The sequence below is a fragment of the Haloarchaeobius sp. FL176 genome, from assembly GCF_024609245.1.
Taxonomy (GTDB): domain Archaea; phylum Halobacteriota; class Halobacteria; order Halobacteriales; family Natrialbaceae; genus Haloarchaeobius.
On the sequence record NZ_JANJYH010000001.1, the window covers coordinates 219366 to 234156 of the forward strand.

Sequence of the window (14791 nt, forward strand, 5' to 3'; positions counted from 1 at the left end):
TATCGCTCGTCGCCGCGGGACGGCGGCGACAAACGTTTTCATGCAACCCGTCTGATGTGTGGATATGCAAGACGGTCAGCTGTTGCCGTTCGCCGGGTGGGGGCTCGCCGGACTCCCCGTGGTGGGGACGTTCCTGCAGGCAGCGTTCGCACTCGCGGGCGTTGAGGCGCGCACGCTCCCGGTCGTCGGTGGCGTCGTCGACGCGTTCATCTCGCTGCAGGTGTTCAGGGAGGCGGCCATCCAGTTCAAGGCGAGCACGGCGGTCGTGCTGGTCCTGTTCGTGCTCATCGCCGCCGCGTGGGTGGGCCAGGGCGTCGCCATGGGGCTACTACGGAACCGTGACGTGACCTTCGCCTGCGCCGGCCTCGTCTCCGTGCTCTTCCTCGTCCTCTTCTTCGGTGTCTACTCGTCGCTGTTCGGCAGCGGCATCGGCGTCGCACAGCTCGCGCTGTTCTTCGCCGTCCCGTTCGTCGCCAGTGTGGGCGCGCTGGGCGGTGCCTGGCTCCGCGACTGGGAGATCGACCTCGAGTCAGCGGCCGCCGAGGACCTCGCTCAGGCGGTTGACCTCGTCGACCGGAAGCGGGAGACGTTCGAGTCCGAATACCGCCGGGCGATTGGCGAAGATACGCTCGACGCCCTCGCGGAACTCGCCCCGAACGCCGTTGCCGAGGCGCGAGACGCGGTGGACCGCGAACGCGGGGACTACGACGAGCTCGCATCGAAGATAGAGCGCGTGCGGTCGTCCGTCGCGGACGCCAGCGAGGGCCGGCGGCGCGCCGCGGAGCTGCTCGAGACCGCGAAGCGACGCGACCCGGAGGGAGCGGTCGAACGCATTCAGGCCGACCTCGCCGACGGCGTCGATGCAGCTGTCGAACGCGGGGACGTAGACCTGACAGTGCGCTCGCGCTACGGCCGCACCTACGAGATCGTCAACCTCCAGAGCACGTTCCGCGAGGTCAGGCTCCCCCCGAGCAACGAGCCGACCCACGTCGGCGAGGTCGACCGGACCGTCCGGCGGCTGCTCGACCGCGACGACGTCGACCTCGCGACGGTCGCCGACGTCCTCGACGAGATTCGCGTCCACCAGGAGCGCATCGAACGGCACGTCGCCGACACCGAGGAGACGTTCGACGAGGCCCACGAGGCCGCCGAAGCCGACGTCGAGCGTGCTCGCGACGAGCTCGACCGGCTGGCGGGCGCGGTTCGCGAGCGCGTCGAGTCGAAGCTGGTCGAGGGTCACGACCCGGACATCGACAGCGTCCACAGCGTCGAAACCCAGCTCCGCGAGGCCCGCGAGGCGCTCCACGACTGTCGCTTCGACGAGGCCGAACGGCTCGTCGAAGACGCCCGGAACACCGCCGACAGCTTGCTGACGTCGGTGCAGTTCTTCGGCAGCCTCGCGGGTGCGCTCGACCACGGGCAGGACCGAGTGAGCCTCCCCGACGAGGTCGACTCCGAGTTCGCTCGCGACCTCGCGCCGGCCTTCGAGAGCGAGTACGGCGTCGAGTACCGCGTCGCGGACGGCCACATCAGCGTCAGCAACCGCGGTGAATCGGTCTCCACGGAGTCGACGAGGGACCGGGACCGTTCGACGGGTCGTTCGTCGTCCGCCGCCGGGGGTTCCAGCAGCGGCCGCGAGGAGTACGTCGACCCTGAGGAGGTCGTAGACGAGGTGTTGCTCCTGTTCGACGAACTGTCCACCGCCGCCGAGGCCGGGTCCGGCACCGTCCACCTGGAGACCGGCGACCTCCCGGACTACGCGGTACAGTCCGAGGCGCTGGCGGCGGTCGAGCGGTTCTGCGGCCGGCAGAACGACCTCGTGGAATCGTTCGCCGTCCCGGCTGGCGCGCCGCCGGGCATCGTAGACGTCCGTTTCACCGACCGAACCGACGCAACTGCTGCGCTGGACACGCTCTACGACCGCTTCAAGGAGCAGTACGTGTAAGTCTGAGCGGACCTCGACTGCAGTCCGGCTGCCCGCGAACGACGGCGCTGACCCGCTCTGCGTCATCTTCACGAAGTTGACTGCCCTCCCGCGGTGGACGTGAGCCCGGCTGGGACCGCCCGTTCGGCTGCCGTCCGCGAAACGTGTCTGTCGTGGTCGTTCTTTCGGCGGGCCAGTACGTTCATATCTCAGGCTACACCAGTTCCCCACAGTGACCGTCGGCTATCATGTCTGAAACATGTAAAATATGTGTCTCGCCGCGTGGGGAGTGGGACCACGACACGCTGGAGAGCCACATCGCACACGAACATCGAGACGAACCGAAGTCGGTAGAGCAGGTGTATCCGGACCTCTACGAACCGATCTTCGTCGAGGAACGCTACTGGGAGGACGAGGTCGAGGAGACGGACGACGACCCGTTCCCGGGCGGCGGCAACGGCAACGGCGCGACGGCCAGCGGCGAGACCGACTTCGGGCTCTCCTCGGTCGGGAAGAAGTGGTACGTCATCGGCGTCGGTGGGGCCGGGAACCACATCGTCGACGCCATCCTGCTGCGCCGGAACACCCTCGCCGACGAGAACGAGGACCGGGTCCGCATCTGGGAGGGTGGGCTCGCCGGGACGGGCGTGCTCAACACGAACGTCGCCGAGATCGAGGAGACGTACTACGCACAGGAGGAGAAAGGGTACAACCGCCACGACATCGTCGCGAACTGCATCATCGGCCAGGGCGTCCACAACTACGCCGGAGCCGGCTATCGCTGGGACCACGGCCGGGACTTCGTCCTCGCGGACTTCGAGGACGGTGGGAACCCGTTCCAGGAGCGCTGGGACACGAACCCGGTCGAGCTGCGCGACTCGCAGGCCGTCATGTTCGTCCACAGTGTGACGAAAGGCACCGGCTGCGGGTCGACTCCGGTCATCGCGGAGAAGCTCCGCGAGGCGGTGCTGGACGACGACAAGGTCGTCGGGAAACCCATCTTCTCGTCGGTCGTCATCCCGAGCGAGTACGCCGACCGCTCCGGACGGGCGATGGTCAACGGGGTCATCGGCATGGCCCGGACGGCGGCGAACGTCGACGCCATCATCCCGTTCGACAACCGCAAGCTGCGGGAGGCGACCCAGGACATCGAGCCACGCATCCACGGCGTCGAGCGATACAACCCGCCGGAGTTCGCCGACCTGAACAAGCCGCTGGTGGCGTTCCTGGAGGCCTTCACGATGTCCTCCATCCCGCAGGTGGTCGAGCAGGACACCGACCTCTCCGTGCGCGGCGAGGTGTTCGACCCGGCGGACAGCTTCCGGCCCGTGCAGGACAAGTACCCGTTCGACCCGGACCGGGCGTACAACCCGGCGGTCGTGCTCGCGCCGGTGCTCGGGAAGATACACGCGAGCTCGTTCGACCGGTCGAAGCTCCAGATGCTCGCCCGGAAGGCGCTGTTCCAGAACAAGCTCGCCGACTTCGACCCGACGACGGCCTGGGGCGGGACGTTCCTCATCTACGGGCCCGAGGAGAAGATGTCCAAGGTCGCGCCCCTGGTCAACGAGGGCGTGTTGACCGAGGTGCTCGCCAGCCCGGATTTCCTCGACCGCGACAACGTCGCCGGCGTCGAGACGGTGGACATCCACACGCACCAGCTGGTGACGCCGTACCTCGACGACGTCTACCTCTGGGGGACGCTCTGGAACCCCGAGATGCCGTCGCTGGAGGAGATGTACGAGCACGCGCTGACGATGAAGCAGGACGGCAACAGCCAGCTCTCGGCCGGCGTGCGTGAGGTGTGGGATCAGGTGGAACCGCTGTTCGACTGCCTCGGCCGGAAGAACATGCCCTGAGGACCCATGAGCACTGTAATCGCGACCGGCCTGCTGCTACAGCAGGTCCAGGAGACGAGCACCGGTCACTCGACGATGGTCCTCGCCGCCGCAGCCGTCGGCGCGCTCGTCGTCGGCCTCGGTGCCGGCGCGCTGGGCATGCGCCTGCTCGGCGGCTCCGACGGCTCAGACGGTTCGAGCGCGGCCGTCGCACGGTTCGCCCAGCCGCTCTCGACCGAGCCGGACGCCGACGCGGTCCACGACGAGCTGCAGACGTTGACGACGACGACCGACGCCATCCTGCGCGCGGCGAGCGACACCCCGGCCGTGGACCGCCGTGACTCCCGCTCGGACGCGCTGCAGTCGCTGGCGCGGGCGCTCTCGGGCGGCGACCTCCGCCTCACCGAACGGCCACCCGACACTGCGGGGCGTGGCGGTGGCGGACAAGAGCCCGCCGGCGGTCTCGCGGTCGACGCCGTCGCCACCGAGCTGCGCTCGGCGTGGTCGCCGGGCTCCCGGACCGCACGGGACCTGCTCGACACGTTGTCGGACCCGAACGCGCGTCGCGGCGACGCCTACGACGCGCTCGACAGGGCCGTCGAGGACCTCGAACACGCCCACCGTGTGACGGAGGCGGCAGAGCGTGCCGGGAGCGTCCGGGGACCGGACCAGGCCCGAACGTTCGACGACAGACTGCACGAGCTGGACGGCCCGCTGGCGTCGTCGCTCCGGCCGGTCTCCTCCCGGTTGGCCGACGCACTGGCGGAACTCGACGCCGAGCGCTCCAGCCGGTCGGCCAACGCGACCGCGCTGGCGGACATCTGCGACCGGGCGGAGCGCGACACGACGCTCTCGCTCCGCGGCAGTGACACGGCTGCCCGCGGCGACGACCTCGTCGAACAGCTCGAACGCGGCGACCTCTCGTTCAGCACGGGCGAGACGGGCGTCGCCGGCGTCGCGGCCACGGTCGAGTCGCGACAGTCACCCGAGAGCGCGGCGGCGGCCCGGCTGCTCGACGAACTGAAGTCGGCCGGAACGACCGACGAGGACAGTCTCAGGGCCGCGCTCCGGACCGCCACGGGCGCACTCGACGAGCACGCCGCGACGAGACAGCTCGTCTCGGGCGTCGACCGCGAGTCGGTGACCGAGCTCGCCAACTCGGTGAAGCGGGACCTCGACCCCGGTGACCCCGTCGAATCGGCGTTGCTGGAGCGTGTCGCCGACCTACAGGGCTCGCTCGACCGCGCAGGGCAGTCCGATCTCGTCCGGCCGTACGTCGTCCGGCACGAGCTCTCGTTCTACCGCGACACGCTGCTCCCGACGCTCGACTCGACCCGTTCGGACGCGGCGGCCGCGGAGACGCCGTCGGGGCTGGTGGCGCGGGTCGGCGACCGTATCGAGGAGGTAGAGGAGTACTACGAACTGCGCGACGACCACAACCACACCATCCCCAGACACTTCGTCTCGGTGGCGCGCTCGCTCCACGACGAGGGCGAGCGCCTCTCGACACGGGAGCCGGAGCGGGCCAGGGGCACGCTGACGGCGGCGCTCGAACTGCTCGATGCGACCGAGCAGCTGTACGAACGCAACCAGTTCTCCATCATGTTGCGCCGACTCCGCGGATAGGACCGGCGTACGTGCCACCGAACTGAGTCAGAGAATCATATCCTTTCTTATGATTTCGCAGGTCGCAGTTTTCCTACGAAATGCGACCGACGTGAAACAATCTGTCGGTGGCCAGTACTGTTTTATTCAAGATAGCGGAACAGACAGTCGAGTGAATCAATGACGTATCTGTTCGTGGGGGCCGGACAGGCAGGGAGTGCTATCGTCGACGCCGTGTTCGAATACACGTCCGACTCGACGCTCGGACTGTTCGGCGGCAACGACATCACAGCGCTCGCCGAACCCATGGTGTTCAATTCGACAATTCGAGACCTGCAGAACCTCTCGAACGTGGCAGAATCGGACCAGTTCGGCATCGCCGAACAGCACGGTCTCGTCGATGGAACCACCGCCGGATTCGAGGAGCGCGTCACCGGCGGTTTCGGACGCGACCCGAAGGAGGCGGACGAGGTGATGGGCGAACACGCGCACGAGGTCGTCGACCTCCTCCGTCGCCGGTTCGGCTCGGGGAGCGGGCTGGCGACCGACGGCGGCGGCCCCGGGTGGGACGAGCGGGACCGGACCGACGAATACGACGACGGCTGGGAAGAGGAGCCGGCCGACAGTCGCGACGACGGCTGGGGCGACGAGCCCGACGACGAGTGGGCCGAGGACACTGGCGGTGGCTGGGAGGACGACGAGGTCGACCGGCAGGTCGAGGACATCGAGTCCGAGATGAACGGTGAGCCACGGGCTGCCACCGAGAGCGAGGAGATCCAGTTCGCGTTCGTCTGCCTCGGTCTCGGCGGCGGGACCGGCTGTGGCATCGCGCCGCACATCGTCGACGCCATCGACGAGTACACCGACGGCCGGGCGAGCATCGTGGCGCTGGCCATCCTCCCGAACACGATGGGCCCGATGGCGAGCGGCGGCGGCGACGATGAGGGCGGCGGCGCGGGCCGACAGGCCTGGAACGCACGGTACGGCCTCGACCGGCTTGAGGACAAGGTCGACGGCATCGTGCTCGTCGACAACCAGCGCATCTCGTACCAGGCCGCGGCCGAGAGCCAGTTCGCTGAGTACAACGAGTACATCGCGGCGGGCATCTACGATCTCGTCGCCGGCCCCGTCCTCTCCGGCATCGACCCGAGCGACTACGCCGACATCGACACGCCCGACATCGACGTGCAGGACATCGTCACGTCTCTCTCGTTCGGCGTCGGGAGCAGCGATTCCAAGGCGGGCTACGCCGCGCTCGGACGGGCGGCGACGATGACGCGCTCGCTCTCGGGCTATCTCGTCCCGTTCATGGGGAAGAAGGCAATCGACAGCGCCGCTCTCGTACGGCTCGCGACGAGCAAGCAGTCCGTCTCCGATCTGGACACCGCCGACGCCCAGAAGGCGATCGGGCTCGTTCGTGCACCGTCGGGCTATCTCGCCGGCGGGAGCAAACGCATCGAGACCTCCACCATCCGCGAGTACCTTCAGGCACAGTGCGCGCTTCAGGAGGTGAACCTCGGCGTCGCACTCAACGACCGCAACCTCGCGACGGTGACGACGCTGCTGACCTACGAGCGCGAGGACATCTCCCGCATCGCTGAGATCGAGGAGAAGGCCGCGGAGTACGAGGAGCGAACCGAGGCGATGGTCCAGTGAGATCGCGTCGGTTCGCACTCGTCGGGCTGGTGCTCGCGTGTCTGTTGACCCTCACGTGGGTCGGAGGGCCAGCCGCTGCGCAGGTCGGCACGGGCGTCACCGACGCCATCGAACGTACCGACCGCGTCGCCGAACTGGAGTCCCTCGCCGAGCAGTCGGTCCTCCAGTACCTCGGCGGTGGCGGCATCGGGCTCGGCCTCGGCATCGTCCTCGGCAGCGTGGTGGTGTACCGGATACAGAAGTCGCGGATCGACGAGACCTACGAATGAACCGACGAGCCCTCCGAACGACTCTCGTCGCGCTGTGTGCGGTCTGGCTCGTTGCCGCACCGCTGGCGGGTGGCGGGGTGGCCGCCCAGCCGGGGGCGACAGCCGGCCCGGGCGACGTGGCCGTCTGCGACTCGGTCGACGCCAGCGACCCCGTCGCGGTGGCGACGGTCGCTGGCAGCGACGAACCGATCCGTGACGACAGCGCGCTCTACGCGGGCACGGTGCTCACGATACGGCTCTGTGACGCCGACGGGGTCGTCACGCCCTACGGCGAGAACGGCGCGTGGTCCATCGCCGACGGTGACGGCTACGAGATACAGAACCGGACGGATTCGAGCGTCACCATCCAACTGACCGAGGACTACGGTCAGCTTGCGGTAGCAGGGCAGCTCCGGCCGGCCGGGAAGACCGACACCGGGCCGACGTTCACCGAACCCACGCCGAACGTCGTCGAGCCGGCGTTCGGCGACGGGACGCTGTTCCTCCCGACCGCAGACGCCGTCGGGACCTACGGCGAGCGCGAGGCCAGCTACCGGACGGCGCTGAACGAGACGACAGCGGCGACCGACCGGCTCGAATCCCTCTCGGCCGCCGTGAACGGGAGCGGGCTGACCGACGCGCGGGCGACGAACGCGACGGAGACGCTCCGGGCGCTCGCCGCGGCGACGAACGCGACAGATCGGACCGCCGCCGAGTACCGCTCGTACCTGTTCCAGGTGGCCGCCGAGTCGCCGACGCCGGGGGTCGCCGTCGACGCCATCGACGCCTCCCGCGAGCGCGAGGGTACGGTCGAACAGGACGCCGACGGGGCGGTCGCGGGCTACGAGTCGGCGCTCGATGCCCGCGCGAGTGACGCACGCTCGACGATGCGGACGAACCTCCTCGTCGGGCTGATCGGCGGGCTGCTGGTCGGCGTCGTCCTCGGCGGGGTCGTCCCCTACGCGGCGGCGTCGCGGACAGAGGGCCGCATTCGGGTCGACTCCTCGGCGGAGTACAGCCGGAAGGCACAGTGGCTCCCGGTCGGCGTCGGCGTCCTCGTCCTGCTGGCGACGGTCGGGCTACTGGTTGCGACGGACGGGCTCTCGATACTCACGGTGATACTATGAAAGGACAGACTCGCGCCGCGCTCGGAATCGGCGCACTGACGGTACTGTTGGCCGCGGTGGGGGCCGGACTGTTCGTGTTCGCGAGCACGCAACTCGGCGTCTACTTCGTGGTCGGTGGCATCCCGGTCGTCCTGCTGGTGGTGGCCGTCGCGTACGTGCGCGGCGTCCTCAGCGGCGAAGACAACACGGGTCAGTACGTGGAACAGCGCACGAAACAGGTCGGTGAGTCACTGCGGGACTTCTGGCGGTCGCTCTCGACCATCGAGGAGTCCTACCCCAGGTTCGACGCGGGTACGCTCCGCTCCCGGGCGGACTCGCTCGTCTCGGACTACGAGGCACAGGGCGGCGAGTTCGACCGGGACTCCGGCTCGTTCAGCGTCGGCAAGGACGCATCGAGCGGCGAACTGCAGGAGCTCGAACGCATCGACGCCGAGGTGACGACGCTCGCCGCCGACCGCGACGACCAGCTGTACGACTTCGTCCGCGACGAACTCGACGCGCTGCACAGCGACATGGGGGCGCTGGCGGATGCCGACATCGCCGCCGAACCGGTCGCACCGCCGGAGCCGCCGACCCCGGACGAGGGGGGGCCCAGCGGGCTCTCGTACTGGGACGCCGTCAGTGAGGACCTCGAGGAGTACCGGACCGAGGCCGACGCGGCCGTCGACGAGGCTATCGCCCGCGTGCGGGACATCCAGCGGAACGCGACCGACCCCTACGACGAGGCCGCCGTCGACCAACACCTCGAGGACGCCGAGGCGGACTGCCGCGACGGCGAGTACGGCCACGCAGTCGATGCGGTCCTCGAAGCCCGGGCCACGCTCGAGAGCGAGCTCTCGGGCTCGTTCGACAAGGACCGCGAGGACCTCGACGCGTTCGTCGACACCATCCTCGACTCCGGGGCCGAGCAGTACGTCGACGCCGAGCTGTTCGACCAGGTGCGGTCGGTCCAGCGCGAACTCGACGCGCTCGACTCGGCGCTCGACGTGGGGTCACTGAGCGAGCACCGACAGACGGTCAGAACGGCGGCCCTCGACACCGTCTCTGCCCTCCAGCGGGAAGTCGACCGTCACGTGGAGCGCCTCGAGGGCGAGGACCTGCCGGCTGGCTACTACAGCCGTCCGGACGTCGCCGACGAGGACCACAGCGAGGAGCTGCGAGCCATCGGCCCCGTCCGCGACCTCGACCGCGAGTGGGCGACTGTCGTGGCCGACCTCGTGGACGCCGTGGGCACCGTGAAGACGAAGGCCACGGTCGTCGAGGCGTACGCGGACGTGAGCGAGACCATCGAGCAGGAGCTCCGACGGAACGGCAGCGTCACCGCGGACGACCTCCCGGTGCGCAACGCCGGCCAGTTCTTCGGGCTCTACTTCCGGCGCAACCCCGACGTGGAGTTCGACCCCGACGGACCTGCGCTCCACCGCGGTGACGTCGAGACGTACACCGTCGACGTGACCGTCTCCTACGACGAGGGCAGCGAGGCCAAGCGGCGAGCGACGGTGACCCTCGACGGCGGCGAGTACGACGGCCGCGAGGTCGTCGAGACACACCTCGTCGGCACCGCCACGTTCGCCGACGTGCCCTTCGGCGAGTACGAACTCGTCGTCGCACCCGGCGAGGACGACTACGGTCGCGTCGAACGGATCGTCACCGTCGAGGGCGACAGCGACCTCTCGGTCGACCTCGAACCCGTCACGCTGGTCGAGCAGCTCGTCGGCGACCGCCGGGACGAGATCGCGGAGCACGTCACCGAGTTCGGGCCACGGCTTCGCGACCGCTTCGACGAGGAGGGGTATCTCAGCACGGAGATGGCGTTCCCCATCACCGACGACTTCGTGCCCGGTCTGCTCGCCGAGTGGGCTGACCAGGAGGGGTACACCGTCACCCGAACGGACGACGGCACCGTCATCGTCTACGACGACTCGCAGCTCTCTCAGGAGATCATGAACGTCATCCAGTACAATCTCGACGAGGGGGACCGACTCAGCTACGAACGCATCCGGTCGAAGTACCTCTCGGTGCCGGTCCCGAATCCGGTCATCGAGGAGCTGGCCGCGGCGACCGGCCTGTCGGTGGAGACGACGCCGGACAGCCTGCTGAAGTCCGCCGGGGGTGAGGCCTGATGTCGCGCGGCCAGTTCACGCGCTGGGCCGTCATCGCCTCCGGTGAGGGGGGCGGTCGCATCGCGTCGCAGTTCTTCAACCGGGCTGAGAACCCCGGCATCGAGGACCGCATCCTGGTGATGAACACGAACCGGAACGACATCCGGAACACCATCGACCGTATCGACGCGAGCATCACCGACACCGGCGATATCGGGGAGAACCACGCGCTCGAGTTCGGCGACAAGCAGGGTGCGGGGAACTCGTACTACTACGGTCGGCAGGCCGCAGAGCAGGACCTCGACCGCATCACGAGCCACATCAAGCAGACGTTCACCACGGCCGATGCGTTCCTCTACGTCGCCACGCTCGGCGGCGGGACCGGCAACGGCTCCATCCCGTTCGTCGCCGACCAGTTCAAGCAGGGCCTCACCGTCAGCGAGAGCGAGCCCTGGATGGACAGCGTCATCCACGTCGCGATGGCGGTCTGGCCGTACTACTGGGAGCCCGACCAGCGACACTTCAACGCCGTGTCGGGGCTCTCTCGCCTCCTCAGGAACCGTGACGGCGGGCAGAACGCCGACATGGTGATGCTCGCGGCGAACTCGCACCTCGACGGCGAGAACGGGAGCGACTACGACCGCGTGAACGAGCTCATCATCGAGGCCGTCGACCTGATGATCGGCGCGGGCCGGGAGACCCACGGGGTCATCGACGTCGAGGACCTGGTGACCATCCCCCGCCAGTACGGCTCCTACCACTTCACGCCGGCCGTCGCCACGGAGATGAACGGCGACATCTACGAGCTGGAGTACATGTTCGACAAGGCGGCGGAGAACCCGTTCGTCCCGATGGACGTCGCCACCTCCCAGATTGTCTTCCCGGTCGTCCGCGCGCCGGAGAGCATGATCGACAACGGCGACATCACCGAGCCGGAGGTGTACCAGGCGTTCAACCAGTGGCAGAACAAGCACGACCTCAGCGTCGCCGGGCAGGCGAGCCTGACGCCGAAGCGCGGCCGCGGCTCGGACGTCGACGTGCTCCTCCTGCTGGGTGGTTTCGACCTGAGCCCGCTGTTGAATCACTCGATGGAGCAGTACGAGCAGGTCCGGGACAACCTGGCCCGTGGGAACACCGCGGGCGCGGAAGGACTGACCGAGCGCGAGGTGCAGTCGGTGCTCGACAACCTCGCCGACTATCGCGACCAGAACGAGGGGTAGCCATGTCGTGGGGAACTCGCGCGACGGCGCTGCTCGCACTCGCGGTCCTCGTCGCCACGGTGGCCGGCGTCGGGGCGGCAGCGACGGCCACCGACGGCACTGCCGCCGCGGAGGCGTCGGTCTCAGTCGAGCGGACGAGCCCGGAGACGCTCGGCGTGACCGTCGCGTTCGAGAACGGAACCGAGAACCTCTCGACGGTCACGCTCGCCATCGTGGGTGCTGACGGGACCGCCGAGACGAACGTGAACGAGACTTCCTCCGACACCTGGGAGGGTAAAATCGGGGTCAGAGACCTCGTGGGCGATTCCGAGACCGCCCCGCTCGGCGGCGCGACGGTCGTGGTCAGCGCCGATGGGACGGAACTCGGCGAGGACACGGCCGACCTCCGGTACGCCTCGCTGAACGGGACGACGGCGCGGTTCGAGGACGGCGCGGTCCACCTCACGCCCGTCGACGTGCGCGGGTTCGCCACCACCGAACCCATCCCGGTGAGCGTCGGTGACGCGACGGTGAACGCGAGCTACGACGCCGAGGTCGGCGCGCTGGTGCTCGATGGCGGCGCGCTCGGAGGCCTCGACCGGGCCGCCCTGTTCGAGGATCGGGAGATTCGCGTCGCCCCCGACGAGGACGTGACGGCGACGCCCACCTCGGTGAACCTGCGTGCCACCGCCGAGGCAGCCACCGAACTCGTGCCGAGCGGGGGCGAGGTCGCCATCTCGAACCCGCTCCTGTCCGTGCTGGACGCGGAAACGTACCATCTCGAGCTGGCGACCGAGTCACCCGACGGGCAGTTCGTCGGCCCGGTCGAGCCGACCGACGCCGGCGTCGAACTTCCCCGAGCCGCACTCGCCGCGAACGTCACCGCGACGCTTTCGGCGAGTGACGCAGACGGTCCGCGACTCCTCGACTCGTGGACGAGCCGGTACGCGAGCGAGTCCGTGACGCTGACGGTGAACCGGAGCTACTTCGCGGCCGACCGCGACGACGTGTCGTCCCTGCTGGTCCAGCACGACGACGACCTGGAGCGGCTCAGCGTCGAGCTCGCGGACGGCTACTACGCCGTCGAGAACGAGACGGGACTCGCAGCCGAGCAGCCGGTCCTGCTCGTCGTCGAATCGGACGGCGAGCGCAGCTTCGTCTCCGCCCGGACGGTCGACGGGACCGTCCCCGGCGCGCCGAGCGCGTCGACGCCCGACGGGTCGAACGGCAGTGACGGCGATACTGCGGCGACGACCACGGCGACGACCGGCACGGCTACCGCGACGAACGCGAGCGCCGGCGGCGGGCTCCTCCCCGGCAGCTACGGGTTGACGGACTGGCTGCTCGTCTTCGGTGTCGCGTTGGCGTGTGGCCTCGGAGCGACGGTCATCCTCACCGGCGTCCGGTTCATGGCCGGCGCGTCCGGCCCGAACGGCGACCCGACAACCCCCAAGGGGGCCGGCGTCGTGTTCGGCGCTGGCGCCGTACTCGGACTCATCGGCTGTGGCGTCGTCGTGTGGCTGACGGTCGCCGGCGATGGGCTGAGCGCCATCGCGCCCGGCCTCGTCGTCGGCGTGCTGGTCGGTGGCCTCGCCGCACTCGGCCTCGCCGTGGTCCTCTCGTGGCTCGACTTCTGGGACTTCGGCGGAGGCGCGGCGACGACCCCGGACCCGGTCGACGTGACGGTCACGCTCGTCGACGGCAACGGGCACCGCATCCGGGAGGGAGCCAACGTCGTCGCCAAACCGACCCGGGGAACCGGCTCGAAGACCACGAAGGCGACCGACTCCGGCAAGGTCGACATGTCGCTGCTCCCCGGAGGTTGGCAGCTCACCGCGGCGGTGGGCACCCAGCAGCGGACCGACCGGCTCGAGGTCGAGGACGGCAGGCACACCGGCGAGCGGGCGCAACTGGCCTTCCCGCGCCCCGGGGTCACGGTGACGATCACCGACAAGCAGGACGGTGAGCCGATCCCCGGCGCCAGCGTCACGGTCGAACCGGACGAGGGCGACACGGGGACGAACGACACCGGTCGGAACGGCCGCGCCGGGGTCACCCTGCCGTACGCCGCGTCCACCGCGACGGTGCACGTCGACCACCCGAAGTACCACGCGGCGAGCAACGACTGCACGCTGGCGGACGACGGCCCGCTCGAACTGAACGTGGGGCTGAGCCGGAAGACGGGGCGACTGTCGGTGACCGCGGAGGTCGACGGCGTCGCGACCGAGGGACTCCCGGTCTCCATCGGCCCCGCCGGCGACAACCGCTACCGCGTCGACGAGCGGCGGGGCTCGCGCCGGACCGACGAGCGCGGCCGGGTCAGAGCCTCGGACGTGTTCGTCGGCGACTACGTCGTCGGGCTGGACGTGGCCGGCTCGCAGTCGGACCTGTTCCGGACCCGGTCGACGGAGGTGACCGTCCGCGAGGACGACCCGACGACCGCCACCGTCCAGGCGTCGTTCGAGTGGAGGCTGCCGGAGGCGACGCGAGACCGTATCCGTCGGCTCAGGCGCGAGGTCGACGGCCTCTCCGAGCAGTCGGGGCGGGACACGGCGTTCCCCGGCTACTACGGGAGCGTCGTCGGCCGTCTGCTCGACCTGGTCGAGGCGCTCCCGCAGTACGGCCACCTGTTCGCGACCGGCGAACACCGGCCCGACGACGTGGCCGACGCGCTGCTGGACGCGGCCGAAGACGGTATCTCGCGGGTGAACACGGCGATGACCACGAAGCGCAACGTCGACATGTTCGCCGCGTGCGCCGACATGGCGAGCGTCGACCCCCAGTGGGAGGGCGACGTGCTCACCCACGAGGCGTACTTCGACTACGTCGACGCGGACGTCGACAGCGAGCTGACGGGGCGGATCGAGCGGACCCGGTCACGCATCGACGACGAACGGGCGGACCTGAGCGAGGTGGAGCCGACGACGGAGATGTGGGAGCACGCCAGGGAGCTGTTCCAGGAGACGAGACGGGAGCGCGAGCCGCTCGCGAAGGCGGCCCGGGCGCTCCTCGTCGCCGGGCTGCTGGACGCGGTCGAGCACAGCTTCGACCGCCGAGAGCTGCGGGAACGGATGAAGCGGACGGTGTTCTGAGAG

Annotated in this window: 9 protein-coding genes; all 9 read left to right on the top strand. The window is 69.3% G+C overall.

The annotated features are described in order from the left end of the window. The first annotated feature begins 64 nt into the window (after positions 1 to 64). The 9 genes from NO978_RS01175 (at position 65) to NO978_RS01215 (ending at position 14788) form a co-directional block, all read left to right on the top strand. A complete protein-coding gene (locus NO978_RS01175; protein WP_257297677.1) occupies positions 65 to 1945 on the top strand; it encodes a hypothetical protein in 1881 nt (626 codons plus the stop codon). 227 nt (positions 1946 to 2172) lie between these two features. Next, complete coding sequence (locus NO978_RS01180) at positions 2173 to 3780, top strand: cell division protein FtsZ (protein ID WP_257297678.1); 1608 nt, start codon at positions 2173 to 2175, stop codon at positions 3778 to 3780. A 6-nt stretch (positions 3781 to 3786) separates the two neighbouring features. After that, on the top strand, positions 3787 to 5385 hold the full coding sequence (locus NO978_RS01185; protein WP_257297679.1) for a hypothetical protein: 1599 nt from the start codon (positions 3787 to 3789) through the stop codon (positions 5383 to 5385). A gap of 159 nt (positions 5386 to 5544) precedes the next feature. Next, positions 5545 to 7020, top strand: coding sequence for a cell division protein FtsZ (locus NO978_RS01190; RefSeq protein WP_257297680.1), 1476 nt, complete (start codon positions 5545 to 5547; stop codon positions 7018 to 7020). Then, entirely contained in the window at positions 7017 to 7289 is a 273-nt protein-coding gene (locus tag NO978_RS01195; protein WP_257297681.1) for a hypothetical protein, read from the top strand. The genes NO978_RS01190 and NO978_RS01195 overlap by 4 nt, the downstream gene beginning before the upstream one ends. Next, entirely contained in the window at positions 7286 to 8395 is a 1110-nt protein-coding gene (locus tag NO978_RS01200; protein ID WP_257297682.1) for a hypothetical protein, read from the top strand. The genes NO978_RS01195 and NO978_RS01200 overlap by 4 nt, the downstream gene beginning before the upstream one ends. Further along, positions 8392 to 10518, top strand: a complete 2127-nt coding sequence (locus NO978_RS01205) for a hypothetical protein (protein WP_257297683.1) — start codon at positions 8392 to 8394, stop codon at positions 10516 to 10518. The genes NO978_RS01200 and NO978_RS01205 overlap by 4 nt, the downstream gene beginning before the upstream one ends. Beyond that, a complete protein-coding gene (locus NO978_RS01210) occupies positions 10518 to 11717 on the top strand; it encodes a hypothetical protein (RefSeq protein ID WP_257297684.1) in 1200 nt (399 codons plus the stop codon). Before NO978_RS01205 ends, NO978_RS01210 begins: the two co-directional genes overlap by 1 nt. A 2-nt stretch (positions 11718 to 11719) precedes the next feature. Then, on the top strand, positions 11720 to 14788 hold the full coding sequence (locus NO978_RS01215; protein ID WP_257297685.1) for a carboxypeptidase regulatory-like domain-containing protein: 3069 nt from the start codon (positions 11720 to 11722) through the stop codon (positions 14786 to 14788). Positions 14789 to 14791 lie beyond the last annotated feature (3 nt).

What these genes read in the sequence shown, in the direction of transcription:
- NO978_RS01215 (WP_257297685.1), top strand. Translation starts at nt 11,720, where the DNA reads ATGTCGTGGGGAACTCGCGCGACGGCGCTGCTCGCACTCGCGGTCCTC.
- NO978_RS01200 (WP_257297682.1), top strand. Translation starts at nt 7,286, where the DNA reads ATGAACCGACGAGCCCTCCGAACGACTCTCGTCGCGCTGTGTGCGGTC.
- NO978_RS01175 (WP_257297677.1), top strand. Translation starts at nt 65, where the DNA reads ATGCAAGACGGTCAGCTGTTGCCGTTCGCCGGGTGGGGGCTCGCCGGA.
- NO978_RS01185 (WP_257297679.1), top strand. Translation starts at nt 3,787, where the DNA reads ATGAGCACTGTAATCGCGACCGGCCTGCTGCTACAGCAGGTCCAGGAG.
- NO978_RS01205 (WP_257297683.1), top strand. Translation starts at nt 8,392, where the DNA reads ATGAAAGGACAGACTCGCGCCGCGCTCGGAATCGGCGCACTGACGGTA.
- NO978_RS01180 (WP_257297678.1), top strand. Translation starts at nt 2,173, where the DNA reads ATGTCTGAAACATGTAAAATATGTGTCTCGCCGCGTGGGGAGTGGGAC.
- NO978_RS01190 (WP_257297680.1), top strand. Translation starts at nt 5,545, where the DNA reads ATGACGTATCTGTTCGTGGGGGCCGGACAGGCAGGGAGTGCTATCGTC.
- NO978_RS01210 (WP_257297684.1), top strand. Translation starts at nt 10,518, where the DNA reads ATGTCGCGCGGCCAGTTCACGCGCTGGGCCGTCATCGCCTCCGGTGAG.